13 protein-coding genes, 1 rRNA gene and 1 pseudogene are annotated in these 18,156 nt (G+C 35.1%); 6 read left to right on the top strand and 9 right to left on the bottom strand.

The features are described from left to right. Positions 1–352 precede the first annotated feature (352 nt). Positions 353–865 carry a YceI family protein gene (locus BOQ64_RS20385; protein WP_129058597.1) on the top strand — a complete coding sequence of 171 codons (513 nt, stop codon included), beginning with the start codon at positions 353–355 and terminating at the stop codon, positions 863–865. A gap of 82 nt (positions 866–947) precedes the next feature. Continuing rightward, positions 948–1,775: a 4,5-DOPA dioxygenase extradiol gene (gene ygiD, locus BOQ64_RS20380; protein WP_129058596.1), complete on the top strand. Its 828-nt coding sequence runs from the start codon at positions 948–950 to the stop codon at positions 1,773–1,775. Positions 1,776–1,844: 69 nt separating this feature from the next. On the opposite strand, the gene BOQ64_RS20375 is transcribed toward ygiD, so the two are convergent. The 3 genes from BOQ64_RS20375 to hutH form a co-directional block, all read right to left on the bottom strand. Then, positions 1,845–3,326 (bottom strand): S8 family peptidase, encoded by a 1,482-nt coding sequence (locus tag BOQ64_RS20375; protein ID WP_129058595.1) that lies wholly within the window; start codon positions 3,324–3,326, stop codon positions 1,845–1,847. A gap of 249 nt (positions 3,327–3,575) precedes the next feature. After that, positions 3,576–4,025, bottom strand: coding sequence for a GNAT family N-acetyltransferase (locus tag BOQ64_RS20370; RefSeq protein WP_129058594.1), 450 nt, complete (start codon positions 4,023–4,025; stop codon positions 3,576–3,578). A 115-nt stretch (positions 4,026–4,140) separates the two neighbouring features. Then, positions 4,141–5,628, bottom strand: coding sequence for a histidine ammonia-lyase (gene hutH / locus BOQ64_RS20365; RefSeq protein WP_129058593.1), 1,488 nt, complete (start codon positions 5,626–5,628; stop codon positions 4,141–4,143). A gap of 131 nt (positions 5,629–5,759) precedes the next feature. Here hutH and BOQ64_RS20360 point away from each other — a divergent pair, with 131 nt between their 5' ends. Then, on the top strand, positions 5,760–6,521 hold the full coding sequence (locus tag BOQ64_RS20360) for a hypothetical protein (RefSeq protein WP_129059829.1): 762 nt from the start codon (positions 5,760–5,762) through the stop codon (positions 6,519–6,521). A gap of 85 nt (positions 6,522–6,606) precedes the next feature. Then, complete coding sequence (uvrC, locus tag BOQ64_RS20355; RefSeq protein WP_129058592.1) at positions 6,607–8,403, top strand: excinuclease ABC subunit UvrC; 1,797 nt, start codon at positions 6,607–6,609, stop codon at positions 8,401–8,403. Positions 8,404–8,834: 431 nt separating this feature from the next. On the opposite strand, the gene BOQ64_RS20350 is transcribed toward uvrC, so the two are convergent. The 4 genes and pseudogenes from BOQ64_RS20350 to BOQ64_RS20335 all read right to left on the bottom strand — a co-directional run bounded on the left by BOQ64_RS20350 (position 8,835) and on the right by BOQ64_RS20335 (position 14,538). Continuing rightward, the gene (locus tag BOQ64_RS20350; RefSeq protein WP_129058591.1) at positions 8,835–11,705 is read right to left on the bottom strand and encodes a T9SS type A sorting domain-containing protein; all 2,871 of its coding nucleotides are present in this window, start codon (positions 11,703–11,705) and stop codon (positions 8,835–8,837) included. A gap of 80 nt (positions 11,706–11,785) precedes the next feature. Further along, the gene (locus tag BOQ64_RS20345) at positions 11,786–12,556 is read right to left on the bottom strand and encodes a hypothetical protein (RefSeq protein WP_129058590.1); all 771 of its coding nucleotides are present in this window, start codon (positions 12,554–12,556) and stop codon (positions 11,786–11,788) included. A 10-nt stretch (positions 12,557–12,566) separates the two neighbouring features. Beyond that, positions 12,567–13,646: a PorV/PorQ family protein gene (locus tag BOQ64_RS20340; protein ID WP_129058589.1), complete on the bottom strand. Its 1,080-nt coding sequence runs from the start codon at positions 13,644–13,646 to the stop codon at positions 12,567–12,569. Between the two features lie 14 nt (positions 13,647–13,660). Then, a pseudogene (locus BOQ64_RS20335) lies at positions 13,661–14,538 on the bottom strand (DMT family transporter). A 174-nt stretch (positions 14,539–14,712) separates the two neighbouring features. On the opposite strand from BOQ64_RS20335, the gene BOQ64_RS20330 reads away from it, so the two are divergent. Both BOQ64_RS20330 and BOQ64_RS20325 read left to right on the top strand, forming a co-directional pair. After that, positions 14,713–15,237, top strand: coding sequence for a GNAT family N-acetyltransferase (locus BOQ64_RS20330; RefSeq protein WP_129058588.1), 525 nt, complete (start codon positions 14,713–14,715; stop codon positions 15,235–15,237). A 279-nt stretch (positions 15,238–15,516) separates the two neighbouring features. Next, positions 15,517–17,145, top strand: a complete 1,629-nt coding sequence (locus BOQ64_RS20325) for an acyl-CoA carboxylase subunit beta (protein WP_129058587.1) — start codon at positions 15,517–15,519, stop codon at positions 17,143–17,145. A 183-nt stretch (positions 17,146–17,328) separates the two neighbouring features. On the opposite strand, the gene BOQ64_RS20320 is transcribed toward BOQ64_RS20325, so the two are convergent. Together BOQ64_RS20320 and rrf are read right to left on the bottom strand one after the other, a co-directional pair. Next, on the bottom strand, positions 17,329–17,526 hold the full coding sequence (locus tag BOQ64_RS20320) for a bacteriocin-like protein (protein WP_129058586.1): 198 nt from the start codon (positions 17,524–17,526) through the stop codon (positions 17,329–17,331). Between the two features lie 544 nt (positions 17,527–18,070). Beyond that, positions 18,071–18,156 (bottom strand): 5S ribosomal RNA (gene rrf / locus BOQ64_RS20315); the annotation flags it as partial.

The following is an 18,156-nucleotide window of genomic DNA, read 5'->3' as shown; positions in this document are numbered from 1 at the left end:
TAAGAAATAAAAATCATCCGTTAAGAAACGTTAAAATAAAACATTCATAAAATGTAATTAATCCATCGATAGAAATTATTTCTTAACTTAATAGTAGAATTTTGTAATGTTAGTTGGAAAAAATGAAGACGCAAAAATTTGTTTAAAAGGATATGTTTTTAAAACGCGGGGATTTTATCTGTGATAAAATTGATTGAGAATATTAAAATGAAACATTATAAGGCTAATTAAGAGAAAAGTTCATCATTCAAAAAATGTTACTATTTCATTTCTTATCCTATATCAATGACTCGTATATGTTCTCTGTTCTAAATTTGCATCATTAATAATAACAAAAAAATACAAAATTACAATGGCAACAAAATGGATTTTAGACCCAACACATAGTGAAATTACTTTCAAAGTAAAACACATGATGATTTCTAACGTAAAAGGAAGTTTCAGAACTTTCACAGCTGAAATTGAATCTGAAGACGAATTCTTTGCAAATGCTAAAACTACAGCTACCATCCAGACGGATTCTGTGTTCACCAATAATACCGACAGAGACAACCATTTAAAGTCTGCTGAGTTCTTCAATGCTGAAGCTCATCCGACCATCACTTTTGATTCTCAGAACCTGAACAATGAAGTGGTTGGAAACCTTACTATCAACGGGATTACAAAGCCTGTAGCATTAGATGTAGATTTCGGTGGAATTAACGTTGATCCATGGGGAAATACAAAAGCAGGTTTCTCTTTTGAAGGAAAGATCAGCAGAAAAGATTTTGGACTGAACTGGAATGCAGCTCTTGAAGCAGGAGGTGTAATGGTGAGTGACGATGTAAAAATTGCAGGTGAATTACAGTTTGTAAAACAGGCATAATTTATACCATACATTATAAAAAGGTTCAGGGATTTTTACTAAAAACCTTGAACCTTTTCTTTTTTATCAATATTCAATACTTATGAACCTCAACGATCTTCAAAATATAAGCGAAGGCTTTAACAACACACAAAGAATGCCGGTTTTATTCCTTGGGCATGGCTCCCCGATGAATGCCATTGAGGAGAACCAGTTTGTACAGGGATTCCGTAAAACAGCAAGTGAGATTCCCAAACCTAATGCCATTTTATGTATTTCTGCTCATTGGTATACTCCGGGAACGTTTGTTACAGCAATGGAAATGCCTAAAACCATTCATGATTTCTATGGTTTTCCTAAAGAATTATTTGAAGTACAGTATCCCGCTCCAGGCAGTCCGGAACTGGCCAGAGAAACTGCTGAACTTTTGCTTCCTCTAGACGTGGAAGAAGATCACAATTGGGGACTGGATCACGGTGCATGGTCTGTCATCAGACATTTATATCCTGATGCTGATATTCCGGTAATCCAATTAAGCATTGATTATACGAAGTCTCCACAATACCATTATGATCTTGCCCAAAGACTGAATAAACTTCGTGAGAAAGGGATCCTGATTATAGGAAGCGGAAATATTGTTCATAATCTACGCATGATTGACTGGAAAAATATCAATACTGTAGGAGCTGGCTGGGATTGGGCGATAGAAGCTCGTGAAAAAACCAATAACTGGCTTCTGGACGGTAATTTCCAGAATATTATTGACTATCATAAACAGGGAACATCTCTACAATATGCAGTTCCTACTCCAGACCATTATCTTCCTTTAATTTATACCTTAGGATTAAAGGATCGGGCCGAAGAACTCACTTTATTTAATGATGAGCTTATAGGCGGTTCACTGAGTATGACCAGTGTAAGGATAGGATAAATGATATTAAAAATAAAAAAGGAAACACCTCAACTGAGATGTTTCCTTTTCTTTTTATAGTAGTATTATTTACTGTACTGCTTTTAAAACATTAATATTTCCGTAGCCATAGCTTGAATTAACTGTTGGATAATACGTCGCCGACTGTCTCATTTTATTAAGCACCTGATCTCTGGTCCATGATGGATTTTTAGCCCAAACTAAAGCAGCAATTCCCGCAGTAGCAGCCGTTGCCACCGAAGATCCGCCAACATAATCAGCCTGTCCGTTATAATAACTTAAAACCGGAACCGTATTTCCTGATGCTCTTTCCATCTGGAAGGTAAAATCAATCTGGCTTCCGGAGTGGCAAACATTACATTTCTGGTCGGAAGTTCCTTCTTTCACTCCTGTTATCGCCTGAGTTTCTGACATTGAAGCAGGGAAAATAACGCCTACAAAGTTGGTAAAGCTGGTAGATGTTCCGCCGGCACAGAAAATCAGTTTTCCTCTTGCATAAGCATATTTTACTCCATCTTCAATTTTTCCTACTGAAAAAATATGCCCCATAGACATGGAAATGATCTTTACATTGGTATTGTTTCCTAATTCGGTAAATGCAGTTTTCACCCCATTCTGTTCACTTGAAGTTTCCAAAACTACATTTTCTGCAGCACGGTATGCAATAAGATTCGCATTATAAGCCACTCCTACCGGAAGTCCGGCATTATTTCTTGGAGCAGTCATTACAGAAGCCATTTTAGTTCCATGTCCACATTGATCTGCAGAACCATCTGAATTATACACTCCAAATTTGCTGATTGTTCTTCCCGATGATGCTCCATTATTAAAGCTGGATCCCAATAAAGACTGATCCGGGGAGACTCCTGTATCAATAAGACCGATAGTTACTCCTGCTCCGGTACTGTAGCTCCATGCATCAGGAATGTTGTGTTTGGCAAATGCCCATGGAATTTTGGCACTTGGTGTTGTGGATGTATAATCTACTGCACTTAGAGTAGCTGTAGAAAAACCACATCCTGAAGAACCGCTGCCTGAAGATTTTGCAGTGGTATTGTATTTAGCTTCATTCTCAAAATAATGATAGTCTGCAGGTTCTACATATCGGATGTTCTTCATTTGGCGAAGGGCAGTTATAGTCTCTTCTTTTTCAATGGTAACATCCATCTGGTTAAGATATTTGTCGGAATTCAAAAGAAACCTTCCAGATCCCTTTCCTTCAGATTTTGCAATAAGATTTAAAATATCTTCCTCCATACTCTTATTGTCCGGGGATTTGCTTCTGTCAAAATCATCTTTGGATGAACCAAATCCAATAGATACCATTCTGTTCCCACGGAAAATGGCACTCCAGAGAAAATGATCGGATTCATTGCTCCAATTGAAAGTTCCATCCTTTTTTATGGCCTGGTTAATCCTTTCATTGATCTGCTTTTCGGTTAATGGAGTTTTTTGAGACATTTCAGTATTTGAATTCTCATTGCGAAGTTCTTCCTGTGTACAGGAGTTTAAGGCAAAAAATAATGCCAGGAAAAATACACTTTTCTTCATATGTTATAATTTTGATTGGTGTCACAATATAACACTTTCATGAGAATTAAAAGTTGTAAAAAAGTGAATTTAGCATTATATGAATATTAATTTTGAGGATAATAGATCAATATCCTTAAATAAGTATTCTTTAATGAATATTAGTGTAGATTATAGATAAAACTAACCACCCCGTCAAAAATCCAAAGAATTTTTGACCACCCTCCAGAGGAGGAGAATTTAAGCTCTTTCAACTGAGGTATTGTTCTTTTATTTCAAATCTTTTCCATAGCAGACACTGCTGTCAACACCAATATACTGTCCATAATTAGGGATTTTTTGAAAGCCACTTTTTTCATAAACGGAAATGGCATTGGTGAGATCCTTAGATGTCTCAAGAACGGCTTTTTTATAGCCTAAATCCTTAGCCCAGTTTTCCAGTTCCTTTACAATGGAAGATCCTAGTCCTCTTTTTCTGAACTCAGGATCTGTGAACATTCTTTTTATTTCAACAGTGTCTTCGGATAGTTCCTTAAAAGCACCGCAAGCTGCCGGAGTTTCATCTATATAAACCACAATACAGTTTTTAATCATATCAATTTTATTAAACTGAGCAAAAAATGCATCATCTTCTCCGTTATGTTCTGCAAGGTTAGCATCAAGAGATTTTACAAGGGTTTTAAAATCTGAGGAATTAGAATCGGTTCTATGTATTCTCATTATTATCTGATTAAAATTTAAAAAGATGTTCTTATATTTTTTTCTGTATTTAGATATAATTCTGCAAGAGCAAACAAACAAAAAGGCCTCCTTTCGGAAGCCTTTCATTATAGGATTAGTTTACAATAAACTTTCTTTCTTTGATTAGCTCTGCAATAGCCAGCATATCCTGCCCGATCAACCTGTCGTCTTCAAGCTTGGCAACTTTAGAACGAAGAATCGTAAAGTTTTCTTCAATGATCTTAGAGCATTTTGAAGGTCTTCTGAATTCAAGTCCCTGAGCGGCAAACATTAGCTCAACAGATAGAATATTAACAAGATTACCAAGAACCTGATTGAATTTTCTTCCTGAAATACTTCCCATAGAAACGTGATCTTCCTGTCCTAAGCTTGTAGGAATAGAGTCTGCAGATGCCGGGAAACATAAAGTTTTATTTTCTGTTACTAACGCTGCAGAAGTATACTGAGGAATCATAAATCCTGAATTTAATCCTGAGCTTTCTGTTAATAATCTTGGAAGTCCATATTTTCCTTCTAATAATAAATAACTTCTTCTGTCTGAAATATTTCCTAATTCTGCAGCAGCAAGGGTAGCATAATCTAATGGTAAAGCCATCAGCTGACCATGGAAGTTTCCACCGGAGATAGATTCTTCCGCACTTAATACAATTGGGTTATCTGTTACAGAATTCAATTCTGTTTCTGCCATATTTTTAAGGTGCTCAAATGCATTTCTGCTCGCTCCGTGAACCTGAGGTACACATCTCATAGAATAAGGATCCTGAACTCTCTCACAATCCTCATGAGCTTTCATATTTTCTGATCCTTTCAGAAACTTAAGCATTCTTGCAGCTACTTTTTTACTTCCTTCAAACGGTCTGATCTCGTGAAGTTCTTTTTTGAAAGGGCTTGCAGAACCTCTGTAGGCCTCAATACTCATTGAAGCCGTCATATCAGCAAGATCTAATAAATATTCAAATTTTTCTAACCCTTTGATCGCATGAGCCAGAATAAACTGTGTTCCATTAATTAATCCAAGTCCTTCTTTTGGCCCAAGAACTAATGGTTCAAGATTATGTTTTCCCAGTACTTCCATCGTATCGGAAACCTGATCTCCTTCCCAAACCTGTCCAAGACCTAATAAAGGTAATACAAGGTGAGCCAGAGGAGCCAAATCTCCCGATGCCCCCACAGATCCCTGTTCAGGAACCACAGGAATAATATCTTTTTCAAGCATCAGAATCATTCTCTCAATAACATCAAGAGAAACTCCCGAAAATCCTTTTGATAAAGCGTGAACTTTAGCAATCATCATGATTTTGGAAAGTTCCTTTTCAATAGGCTTTCCTACTCCTACTGCATGAGAAATAATCAGGTTGTACTGTAACTGAGCGGTTTCATCAGCTGATATTTTAGTATCGCACAACGGCCCGAATCCTGTATTGATTCCATATACACATCTGTCGGATTCTACAATTTGCTGTACGTTTTTCTGAGATTTTAAAATTTGGTCTTTTGCTGCTTTGTTCAGCTTGGCTTTATTAGGTTTTTTACATATTTCCAGAACATCATGGAAAGTAAAAACATCTACTCCGTATATCATTTCTAAAAAATTTTCTTAAAATTACGCATTTAACAATAATTGGAGAAACTAAATTTCACTGTTCTATATTTTTATCTGAAGAAGTAAATTAATTTGCTATTTTTACCGCCAACATTAAAAAACTACAATACATGAGACTGAAAACTTTACTGCTTGCTTTATGCGTTGCAGGAACTACTTCCTTCGCCCAGAAAATAAAATATTCTAAGGAAGACATCAAAAAAATGGAGACTTACCTTTTCAATGAAGGTTTTAATGCTCCTTCTCCTAAAAAAACATCCACTATTATTTTAAAAGACGGTACTTCCCACAAAGGATTCTGTAATAATATTGAAACTAAAAAAGGCCAGATCTATGAAGTAGCTATTAAAGACAGTATTACTAAAAAATCTGTTAATTTCAATGCAGAACAGATCAGTGAGATGTATGTTTATCCGAGTAATGCGGAAAAATTCATGAAAGTTTCAAGGTATATGGGAAATATCCGGAATTACAGTACCAAGAAACTGACAAAAAGAACTAATAATGACAGGATCTATTTTGTAAACCAAACTGTTTCTCTGAAAAATAAAAAGGATGATAAAGAATTCCTGATGCAGGTCATTAATCCCGATTTTGATGATATCATCTCTGTATATCATGATCCGAGAGCCAAAGAAACAGGCGGATTTGGCGTAATGGGTGGCCCACAGCTTGGTGGCGGTGTTATTAAATCCTATTATGTAAAGAAAGGAGATAAAGTAATGTGGCTTCATAAAGATGATTTTGAAGACAATTATGATTTTCTTTTTGGTGACAATCAGCAATTCATGAAGCTTTATCCTAAAAATTCTGTTGAATGGGATTACTTCAGTTTTCTGGTAAATGCTTATACTGAAATGAGTAACGGATAAGCATCTTCAATATAAAATTCTAAAACCTGTAGTGCATTCTGCAGGTTTTCTTCTTTTAAACCGAAAGAATCCTTAATTTTGTTATATGAATCCTTCTTTAGAACTACAGCTCAAAACTTTACCTTCCGAACCTGGTGTTTATCGTTATTATGATAAAAACGAACAGCTCTTGTATGTGGGAAAAGCTAAAAATTTAAAGAAAAGGGTTCTCTCCTACTTCAATAAAAATCTTTCGGGATACAGGATCAAAATCATGGTTGGTAAAATCCAGCGTTTGGAAACTACCATTGTGAACAGTGAGTATGATGCTCTTTTACTGGAAAACAATCTTATTAAAGAACATCAGCCGTTTTACAATGTCATGCTGAAGGATGACAAAACCTATCCATGGATCTGTATCAAAAACGAAGATTTCCCAAGAATTTTCCTCACCAGAAATGTCATTAAAGATGGTTCGGAATATTATGGACCTTATGCCAAGGTGCGTCCAGCAAAAATTTTGTTGGATACCATCAAACATATTTATAAACTCAGAACCTGTAATCTGAATCTTTCACCTTCTAAAATTGCAGACGGAAAGTATAAAGTCTGTCTGGAATATCATATTAAAAACTGTGAAGGCCCTTGTGAAGATCTTGAAAGCAAAGAAGAATATGACGAAAAGATAGATGCCATCCGTGGAATTATTAAAGGAGACTTCCGAAAAGCAAAAGAATATCTGGTCAATCAGATGATGAAGCTTGCCTCTAATCTTCAGTTTGAAGAGGCACAAATCATTAAGGAAAGATTGGACATTCTGGAAGATTATCAAGCTAAAAATACCGTGGTAAATCCCAATATTGATGATGTGGATGTTTTCGGAATGACCAGTGATGAAACAGCAGCTTATGTGAACTTCTTTAAAATAAGAAACGGAAATATCATTCAGAGTTTCACTACAGAGATTAAAAAAATTCTTGAAGAGACGGATGAGGATATCATGGAAGAGGCTTTAATCGAAATCAGGCAAAAGTTTGGTTCTGATTCAAAAGAGGTATTACTTCCTTTCCATTTGTCTGTAGAGATTCCGAATGTGAAACTTATTGTTCCAAAGGTTGGAGATAAAAAAAGAATCGTGGAACTTTCAGAAAAAAATGCGAAGGAATATCGTCTGGAAAAATTAAAGCAGGTTCAGATCGTAGACCCGGAAAGACATACCAACAGGATTATGGCTGAAATGCAGAAGCTTCTGAGAATGCCTGTAGAACCAAGGCATATTGAAGGTTTTGATAACTCGAACATTCAGGGAACCAACCCGGTTTCTGCCTGTGTAGTTTTCAAAGATGGAAAGCCCAGTAAGGCAGATTATAGAATTTTCCATCCTAAAACAGTGGAAGGACCTAATGACTTTGCAACGATGGAGGAGGTTATCTACCGCCGATATAAAAGAATGCTTGACGAGGGTGAAAATCTTCCGCAGCTCATTCTTATTGATGGTGGAAAGGGACAGCTGTCTTCTGCAGTCAAAAGCCTGAGGTTATTGGGGCTTTATGGTAAAATTACCATTGTGGGAATTGCTAAAAGACTGGAGGAAATTTTCTTCCCGGAAGATCCTATTCCTTTATATCTTGATAAAAAATCTGAAACTTTAAAGATTCTTCAAAGAGTGAGAGACGAAGCTCACCGGTTTGGGGTAAAACATCACAGAACAAGAAGAAAAAACTCTACTATAAAATCTGAACTGGAAGAAATTCCTGGTGTAGGTGAAAAAACAATAGAATTATTACTGTCTAAACTTAAATCTGTAAAAAGGATTAAAGAAGCCAGCCAGGAAACTTTAGAAGAAATCCTGGGCAAAAGCAAAGCGAAAGTTATTTGGGAATTTTTCAATAACAACGCATAATTCCAATTACTGCTTCAATCTATTTTTCACAAATAAATGAACTTTTTTCATAAAAATTCATCTCGAAATACATTATCTCAAAAAGAGACATACGCTACAAAACAGCACCCGAAATCAAATTAAATACAATAAAAATTAAATACATTTAAAATATTACAAAAATAATATCATTATATTTATTTTTTCATAAATTAGTATTATTAATAAAAAACAATAATACCATGAAAAAACGCTAATTCTACAAATGATACTGCATTATCATTTACATTTATCAGCTTTTCTCCTCCTCTTTTAAGCTTTTCCAAATAATATTCAACAAATATATAATATAACAGAGCCTTACAGGACGAGAAATCTACTGACACAGAAAAAACACATCAACATATATACTACAAAAAGGCTCTTTTTCAAGAGCCTTTTATTTACAAGTATTATTTCTTTATAATTTTACCGAGATACTCTCCTTTATTTGTTTTTACTTTAATGAAATATATTCCTGATGAAAGTTCTACTACATGAATATTCTTATTGTCATAGATAACGTTCTTCACCAACTTTCCTGAAGCATCAAAAATTTTCACGGTCTCAACTTTATTGCTTTCATTCAGTTTTATTGAAAAATATTCTGAAACAGGATTAGGATAAATCTGAACATCTAAAGCTGTATTTTTACTTTCTGTTTTAGGAGTTTCCTTGGTGGCTAAGTAAACCGGTAACAGATCTGTAACTTCGTAAAGTTCATTTCCATGCTCTTTGGTGGTAATCGTCAGAACTAATTTCTCACCATCTGTTCCCAATTTCTGAATATTTTCATTGGCAAGAAGCTGGTTATCATCATTAGTTACAAGAATATCTATAGCATGCGCTGAAATACCATCACTTTTCCATACTTTCTGAGAATCACCATTCAAGAAGTAAAGGTAGTTGTTGGTACACACCATTTCTTTAATGGAAGTAAGATTCTGGGATACATTAGAAGTACCAACTGTGGTTCCATCTGTTCTCCACAACTGTGTATCATTGTTGTTGGTAAAAAATAACTGATTACCACATTTTTTAAATTTCACATCTCCTGAAAAATTCCCAGAAAATACTTCTTGTGTTCCCGCAACAGTACCATCAGTAGAGTTCAATGCTGATGAAGAATAACCTGAAGTAATATAAAGCAGCTTATCATTAAATACAAATGTTTCTCTGGCAATAGTGGCAGAACTATAAGGAGCTGAGTAAGATTTCAGTAATACAGCGGATGCCTGATCTCCGTCTGAAGCCCAAAGCTCATTCTGCCCTGAACTATAAGTTGTGGGTGTATTTTCCTTTTGTTTTGTAAAAAATAGTTTATTATTAGCTGCATTCAGTATTTTAATATCACCATCTGTTCCATCCTGATAAGAGAATTGTATTACTTTCTGGGTATTAGCTTCCGTTGCATCTGTTTTCCAGATTCCCAGTTTTCCATTTTCTTTTGCCACAAAATAAGCAAAACCATTCAGTACTGTCGCTTTTGAATCTACGGAATAAAGACTCCCCATATAATCTGTAGAAATATCTTTTACCAGACTAACGGTATTGGATGTATTATCAATTTTCCAAAGTTCAGTTCCCACCAAGTTATTATATCCTGCAAAAAGCAGTGTATTATCATTTAAAGCGGTATACAATACTCTGCTGGTAATATCTGGAGATGATATTGATATTGTATTGGCTGCTGTTCCATCGGTTCTGTAAGATGCTTCAGGAGTATAAAGATAGTTTCCAACTTTAATAAAATTATCATCCACATCACTCCCCATCCCAACAGACCATTCACTTCCATAATTAGAAAGTTTTTCAATCTGCTGTGTACTTTTATTTCTTTTATAAATCTGGTTGTTATACTGCTTGTCTCTGGCAATGAAAAGAAGATCGTTATTCAATGTATGGAACGCATGAGGATAAGAGCTGTCAAATCTGCTGATATCAGAAGCTATTGCCGTCTCATGAGTAACCGGATCCAGTGAAAATAACTCTGCTCCATGTTTCAGAGTATTTCCAGTAAGATAAATTTTAGAATTCAGATCTATAAAGCTGTTTTTATATGGCATTCCAAGTCCTGTAATCTCAAAGTCCTGAGAGGGATTTCCGTTGACAACCCAATATCTGTTATAATAATTAGGCATTGTAAGAATAAGGTGATTGTTATCTGAGCTGGTTCCATATATCAGAGCATCATTATTGCTATTATAGCGAACAGTTCCTGCTTCTGTGCCATCCGTTTCCCATATATAATTACCATATGCTGAGTTTACTCCATTGGCTCCACTTTCAAAGAATATTTTGTTATTAAACTTTACAAATTTCTTCATTGCCATAGAACTTGTGGCTCCGGGGATCAGGTTCTTCAGAAGATGTGTTCCGGCAGCTGTTCCATCTGAAACCCATGGTTCCAAACCATTTGCTGCATCAAATCCTGTAAAAACGATGTAATTATCATTTGCTGCCCCTTCTAACTGAGGGTACCCCACAGTTTTTACAGGCAGTGTACCTGCTTCTGTACCATCTGTTGAATATAATTGATACCCATCAAATCCTGTCCCAAGATTAGCAATAAAGTACAGTTTATTTTTAAAAACTAATGCATTAAAATCTACACCAAGACTGCCCGCTGATGCATTAGGAACAATATCTTTTAATAATGAAGTTCCTGCAACAGTCCCATCTGATTTCCATAGCTCTGTTCCGTGTACTCCATCATTACCTACAAAGAACAGGGCATTATTCATGGTATGCATTTTCATGTTTCCTGACATATATTCAAATGTTCTTAAATGCTGCAGGCTGTCTGTAACAATATTATATGTCCAAAGTTCTTTATTACAGTAGAAAAAAATATTATTTCCAGCTAAAGCACTAGCTTCAATTGAATATTGGAAGTTCAGATCCTTTAGTTTGGAAGTTCCAGCTGTTGTACCATCTGTAACCCAAATCTGTTTATTGGAAGAATTATTACTCTGTTCAGCAACAAAGTACACTTTATTGTTAAACTTCATAAAGGCATGATCACCTGACATTCCTATACTATATCCGGGAAAAATATCCTTAAGTAATACTGATTTCCTAGATACAGGATCAAAACTCCACAGCTCTCTTCCTTCTTCTACAAATCTTGTAGCTGGGAAAAGAATATGATCATTGAGTTTTACAAAATTACTTGGGTCACTTGAAGAGCCAAAATTAATTTCTTTTAACTCTGTATTGAATACATTTTGTGCGTTCGAAAATATTGACACGATTGTCAATATAGAAATATAGATTTTCTTCATGGTTTTTTTATAAAGTTAATCCTTAATTCAAGACAGTATCAAGAATTAAGGATTGTATATGAGTTTATTATATCTGCAGATTATTTTGCTGCAAAAGTATCTTTAGAATACTTTCCATCAGCCTGTGGAATATCAATGACAATATTTCCATTTTCAAAATAACCAATTGTAGTATTATTATCCGCAAGTTTCACAAGGAATACATCTTTCTTTGAAGTTGCTTTAAAGATAGCAAACGGTACAGAACTCCCTGATTTTGCAAGGATAAACTGACTGGCATCAATCTGTATCTTCTGTACATCAAATTTTCCATTGGAATAATTTCCTGTACCTAAGGCTGCAGCTGGAGCAATCACAGCTGTTTCCGGAGCAGAAGTCTGGGTAGAACCAGTAGCAATTGAAGTATTTGAAGCTTGGGTTATTGCAGGCTGGACAGCAACAGGGTTAGACATACCAACATTCACTAAAGCCATCTTCAACGCGTCTGCAAGACCCTCTTCAAATTCTTTAATAGCCGAACTTCCCTTAGATTCGAGAAGGGTTTTATTATTACAATCTTTTATAACTAGCAACAGTTTATTTGTAAACATACTCTTTACATTCAAAACTTCAGCATTCAATACATTACAGGTATTTTCTCTAGCTTCTGCTGGCCATTGATCCTTATTTGTAGGCAGAACCACATATTTTTTAGCTTTTAATGCTTTTTCTAATCTTGCTTCTAAACCATAACTGTCTCCTTTGAAGGTTACAAAATATTCCGGAATAGATACATATTTATAATCTGAAACTTTCTGTCCGAAAATAGCTGTTGAACAGATCGCCAGCATTAATATTGATAACTTTTTCATATCCTATATTTTAGTCATTTCTGAATGCTCCCATATCCAGCTTAAGCGAGAAGAAATTAGAATAGAAATTAGAACCTCCAATACCCGAATTCGTAATAGCATAATCCAGGGTAAGTCCTCTATATCTGATCCCAATCCCTGCACTTGGCTGGAAAGAAACTTTTCTTTTTAAATCTTCTATATCTGTAATAGACTGGAATCTATTGATACCCAATCTTACAAAAATCATTTTCTGGTATCCTAATTCAGCACCTGCGTAAGGGCTGATACTTGCAAAATCAGTAGAAATAAGAGAGGCGGTTTTCGCAAAATCTACATTAATCCCAGCTTCCGGCAATACATAAACACTGCTGTTGATTTCAAATAATTTACTTGCACCTACATTAAGCTTAGGCATGGTAAGTTCCATTTTATCTTTTGGTGCCGGGTTGAACTCTTCACCGTTTACTACTGTTGACAGCTCTTTCTGATTAATACTCCAAAAGTTGACAGTAGTTGTAATATCTCTTACCATTCCTCCGAATTTCCATCCGTTTTCACCTTTATAAATGGCCCCCACATCAAAACCGAATCCATAGCCATTCGCAAATTTACCTACATTTCTATAGACAATTTTAGCATTTACCCCAACATCAAGGTTCGGGTTTCCCCCAGGGCGGAATGCATATGAAAGGATAGCTGCGTAATCAGACTGTGAGAATTTCGTGATTTTATCGTAATCAATATTTCCTTCAGCATCAATCATCTGAGTTGTATTCAAAATATTATCTACCCCCAGTCTTACTACTGAAACTCCAAAAACTCCTTCTTCCATTACTCTCGCGTACGCTAAATAATCATATTTTGCAATAGATTCAAAGTATTCGGCATGCATTGCTGCTCCCTGCCAGTCTTTTTCTATAGCCATCAAACCTGCCGGGTTCCACATAGGGGAATACACGTCATCCTGATTGGATATTACAGCCCCTCCCATTGCCAGTCCTCGGGCTCCGGCTCCGATATTTAAGAATTCATTGGAATACTTCCTGATAATCTGAGATTGAGACAGCCCGTAGAGCAGTGAAAATGCGAGTAAAAAGTATTTTTTCATCTATAAAATTGATGCTAGTTAAAGTTTTTAGTTTTCCTGGCTTTTATTAATCCATTCGCAATGATTGCCAGTATCATAACTCCTGAAGCAATATAAAATATTGGGCTCATATGTTCTGATTCCCCAAAGATAAAAAAAGCTAGTATAATTCCGTAAACAGGTTCTAAATTAACTGTTAAAATTAGAGTAAAAGGCGATATATACTTCATTAAATTCACTGATTCCAGCATTGGAAAAGCAGTGAAAACACTGGCTAACAAGCATATTAACGCTATATCGCGGTAGTTTATTTCATTCATTTGAAAAATTTGCCCAGAAAACAAATAAAATAACATTAAAATAAACCAACCACAGAATATTTCGTAAAATATAATATTCCCTGAACTCGTTTTTCCAAACATTTTACCATTAAAAACTGAAAATACAGTTCCAAAGACTGCACAAAGAACGCCATACATAATTCCTTCCTTATACTGGAACTCTGTTTTGAAGATCAGTAAAATACAGGCTACAATCACTACTCCCATCACCACTTCTGAAATATCTATCTTTCTTTTAAAGATAACAGGCTCTAAAATAGAGGCAAAGAGTGTAGATAATGACAAGCAACTCAACGCAATGGAGACATTAGAAACTTTGATTGAATAAAAGAAGCAATACCAATGAAGTGCCATGGTAAAACCTATTGCTGCCAGCTGAAAAATATTTTTTTTGAAACCCTAATGCTTTCTTTTTTATATATCCTGATGAATACAAAAAGAAAAATTGCTGCGAACAACATTCTGTAAAATACAAGGATCTGAGCATTGGCATGAATCAGTTTTCCTAAAATTGCAGTGAATCCCCATAAAAATATTATTAAGTGCAACCTGAAAAGAGCTAATTTATGCATATCCTACCTTCTTTAAAATTTTAACATGCAAATTTACAAATAGGCTTTTATAAATCTCATAAAAAATATAAATTTAAGTTAATAAAAATTGGGAAATAAAGTTTCTAATAGTTCTTCTATCTAATACATGATCTATTCTATTAATTTTCCAAAAAGAAATAAAATAATAGCTACATGATATTAAGCCCGGATATTAAAATTAAAACAGAGCGTATAACATTACAACCTGTTAATGATTCATACATAGATGATATTGTTGAACATTTTACAGAGGAGGTTACTCAATATATGCCCTTCAATCCTCAAGGGGACAGACAAGAGATTATTACATTTGTCAATGAGTCACAAAAGACTTTATTACAAAATACGGACCTGGTAATGGCCGTTCTGGATTCTAAAGGAACTTTTGTAGGCTGCTGTGGTATTCATAATATAACAGAAGAGTCTATTGAACTTGGGTTATGGCTAAAAAAAAGTGCTCAGGGAAAAGGATTAGGTACCGAGATCATAAAAACGCTCATTGAATTTTCTGAAAGCAACTTGACTTTCAACTATATTCTATATCCCGTAGATGAAGAAAATACAGCCAGCAGAAAAATTCCTGAGAAACTAGGGTTCAAGCTTACCAAAAAATACAGAAAATATAAAAATCCTCCTACCGACCTTAGTATTTTAGAATACAGAAAATATTACTCATAATTTTTAGTCAGTAATAAAAAACCCTGAAAATTGGTTGAACTTTCAGGGCCTTCAAATAATAAACTATTAAAAAAATAAACTAGGAACAGAGTAATTTTCAGGGGATTTCAACCTCTATTACTCTAGTGTAAAGTTAGAAAAAATATAAATTATTTAAAAATATTTTTTAGTTAAAAATTTCACAATTTACTAATAACCAAACTATTAAACATCTGTTTTACTTCCTATCCGTATTCCTCATAAAAATAGTATCTTTAAGCGTAAAAAATTGAAAATTCTATGGACATCGAATTCAACAAACGAGAAGATCAGAACAGATTAAAATTATCAGAGATAAATCGCTTGCTTGCCGAGATCAAAAAAGGAGGCGGTGAAAAGAGGCTTCAGAAGCTTCGTGAAGAAGGAAAAATGACTGCAAGAGAGAGAATAGACTATCTTCTTGATAAAAATTCTGATTCCATAGAAATAGGTGCATTTGCAGGCTATGAAATGTATGAAGAACATGGTGGTTGCCCTAGTGGAGGTGTAGTAGTAGTAATGGGCTACGTTTCCGGAAGACAATGTCTTGTTGTAGCCAATGATGCCTCTGTAAAGGCAGGAGCATGGTTTCCGATCACAGGAAAGAAAAACCTGAGAGCACAGGAAATTGCAATGGAAAATAGACTTCCAATCATTTACCTTGTTGATTCCGCAGGAGTATACTTACCTATGCAGGACGAAATTTTCCCGGATAAAGAAATGTTCGGTAGAATATTCAGAAATAATGCTAAAATGAGTGCTTCAGGAATCATCCAGATTTCAGCTGTTATGGGAAGCTGTGTAGCTGGAGGAGCCTATCTTCCTATCATGAGTGATGAAGCAATGATTGTGGATAAAACAGGTTCCATTTTCCTTGCAGGAAGTTATCTTGTAAAAGCTGCTATTGGAGAAAGTATTGATAATGAAACATTGGGAGGTGCTACAACACACTGCTCTATTTCAGGGGTTACTGATTATAAAGCTAAAGATGATAAAGATGCTTTAGACAGAATCAAAAACATCATGAAATCAATCGGAAGCACTGAAAAAGCAGGTTTCGACAGAATAGAAAGTTTCCCACCAAAAGAAAGCCCTGATAATATTTTCGGAATTATGCCTGTTTCCAGAGCTGAGCAATATGATACTTACGAAATTATCAAGTGTCTCGTAGATAACTCGGAATATGAAGAATATAAACCAGACTATGGTAAAAGTATCATTTGTGCCACTGCAAGAGTGGATGGCTGGTCTGTAGGAATTGTAGCCAATCAGAGAAAGTTGGTTAAAAGTGGTAAAGGAGAAATGCAGTTTGGTGGAGTAATCTATTCCGATTCTGCTGATAAAGCAACCCGATTTATTGCCAACTGTAACCAAAGAAAGATCCCTTTAATCTTCTTACAGGATGTTACCGGCTTCATGGTAGGTTCCAAATCAGAACACGGCGGAATCATTAAAGATGGAGCTAAAATGGTAAATGCTGTTTCCAATTCTGTAGTTCCCAAATTTACCATCATTACAGGAAATTCTTATGGAGCAGGAAATTATGCAATGTGCGGAAAAGCTTATGATCCCAGACTGATTGTAGCATGGCCTTGGGCAGATCTTGCAGTAATGGGTGGAGCCCAAGCCGCTAAGGTACTGGCACAGATTCAAGAATCTACGTTGAAAAAGCAAGGTAAAGAAATATCTGAAGAAGAACACAATGAAATATTAGATACTATTTCAAAAAAATATCAGAAACAAACCGAATCTACCTATGCTGCGGCAAGATTATGGACTGATGCTATCATCAACCCAACAGATACCAGAAAATGGATTTCTATGGGAATAGAAGCAGCTAATCACTCTCCTATTACAGAGAAATTCAACTTAGGAGTAATTCAAGTCTGATTAAATCAAAATATAGATAAAAAGAGGGCTATCTCAGGTATTGAGATAGCCTTTTTATTTTTAAACTTCAAGTATAAAGTTTTATTCGTTCACCTACCCATTGAAGTACAAAATTGATAGTAGGTTCAATAATTTTTTTGTAATATTCAATTCTTAGAACAAAAACTTTAAAGTAGTTCCAGATTACAAATATTCTTCTTTACACCAATCTTTAGGATGACCAAGCTGAACACAACATTGATATTTAGTCATACAGATTCCATTAGGCCAGCCTGTAGGATAACACATTCCAAATTGTGGATCATCCGGACAACCTGGTCCTGTAGCTCCCCCATTAAGTGTTTTTAAATTTTCTCTTGAGATTTTCACTAAGTTTTTCATAGTTATTTAGTTTTAATGTAGCCTACTCTATTAAAGCTTTTCGGCTTCCGCTTCTTATATCAATAATAAGAAATTAACTTAGATTACTGAAAACCAGAACCAATATTTAACAGCAAATTATAAACAATAAATCACTACGTAAAGATTTAATTTATGGAATTATTATTAAAATCAAAAGAGAAAATAAAGAACATTTGTGTGAAAATTTAGTATATGTACTCCATACATCTATCAGAAGTAATAATACCAGGGAATAGATCCATAATACAAGTAAGAATAGATCATAAATCTAGAATAGCGATACAGCAATAAAGAATATACGGTAAAGAAAAGAATGAATGAAAGGATGAGGGCAAGATATTATAGATTGTAACAAGTCCTGTTTTGAGAACACCCTGCATTACTCATTACTCATTACTCATTACTCATATGCTGAGTTAGTGGTAGTGATTGTTATAGTGATATGATTTGCTTTGCTTGGAGTAGGTATACAGCAAAAAAAAGTCTCACACATTGCTGTATGAGACTTTTAAAATAAAATAAAAACTGGCGGCGGCCTACTCTCCCGCGTTAGCAGTACCATCGGCGCTGGTGGGCTTAACTTCTGTGTTCGGAATGGGAACAGGTGAG

The organism is Chryseobacterium sp. CH25 (genome assembly GCF_004119455.1).
Taxonomy (GTDB): domain Bacteria; phylum Bacteroidota; class Bacteroidia; order Flavobacteriales; family Weeksellaceae; genus Chryseobacterium.
Note: the sequence above shows the minus strand (reverse complement) of the source record. Positions and strands in the feature narration are given on the sequence as shown.

Coding starts and splice junctions, on each gene's coding strand:
- BOQ64_RS20385 (WP_129058597.1), top strand. CDS start 353: ATGGCAACAAAATGGATTTTAGACCCAACACATAGTGAAATTACTTTC.
- ygiD (WP_129058596.1), top strand. CDS start 948: ATGAACCTCAACGATCTTCAAAATATAAGCGAAGGCTTTAACAACACA.
- BOQ64_RS20375 (WP_129058595.1), bottom strand. CDS start 3,326: ATGAAGAAAAGTGTATTTTTCCTGGCATTATTTTTTGCCTTAAACTCC.
- BOQ64_RS20370 (WP_129058594.1), bottom strand. CDS start 4,025: ATGAGAATACATAGAACCGATTCTAATTCCTCAGATTTTAAAACCCTT.
- hutH (WP_129058593.1), bottom strand. CDS start 5,628: ATGATATACGGAGTAGATGTTTTTACTTTCCATGATGTTCTGGAAATA.
- BOQ64_RS20360 (WP_129059829.1), top strand. CDS start 5,760: ATGAGACTGAAAACTTTACTGCTTGCTTTATGCGTTGCAGGAACTACT.
- uvrC (WP_129058592.1), top strand. CDS start 6,607: ATGAATCCTTCTTTAGAACTACAGCTCAAAACTTTACCTTCCGAACCT.
- BOQ64_RS20350 (WP_129058591.1), bottom strand. CDS start 11,705: ATGAAGAAAATCTATATTTCTATATTGACAATCGTGTCAATATTTTCG.
- BOQ64_RS20345 (WP_129058590.1), bottom strand. CDS start 12,556: ATGAAAAAGTTATCAATATTAATGCTGGCGATCTGTTCAACAGCTATT.
- BOQ64_RS20340 (WP_129058589.1), bottom strand. CDS start 13,646: ATGAAAAAATACTTTTTACTCGCATTTTCACTGCTCTACGGGCTGTCT.
- BOQ64_RS20330 (WP_129058588.1), top strand. CDS start 14,713: ATGATATTAAGCCCGGATATTAAAATTAAAACAGAGCGTATAACATTA.
- BOQ64_RS20325 (WP_129058587.1), top strand. CDS start 15,517: ATGGACATCGAATTCAACAAACGAGAAGATCAGAACAGATTAAAATTA.
- BOQ64_RS20320 (WP_129058586.1), bottom strand. CDS start 17,526: ATGAAAAACTTAGTGAAAATCTCAAGAGAAAATTTAAAAACACTTAAT.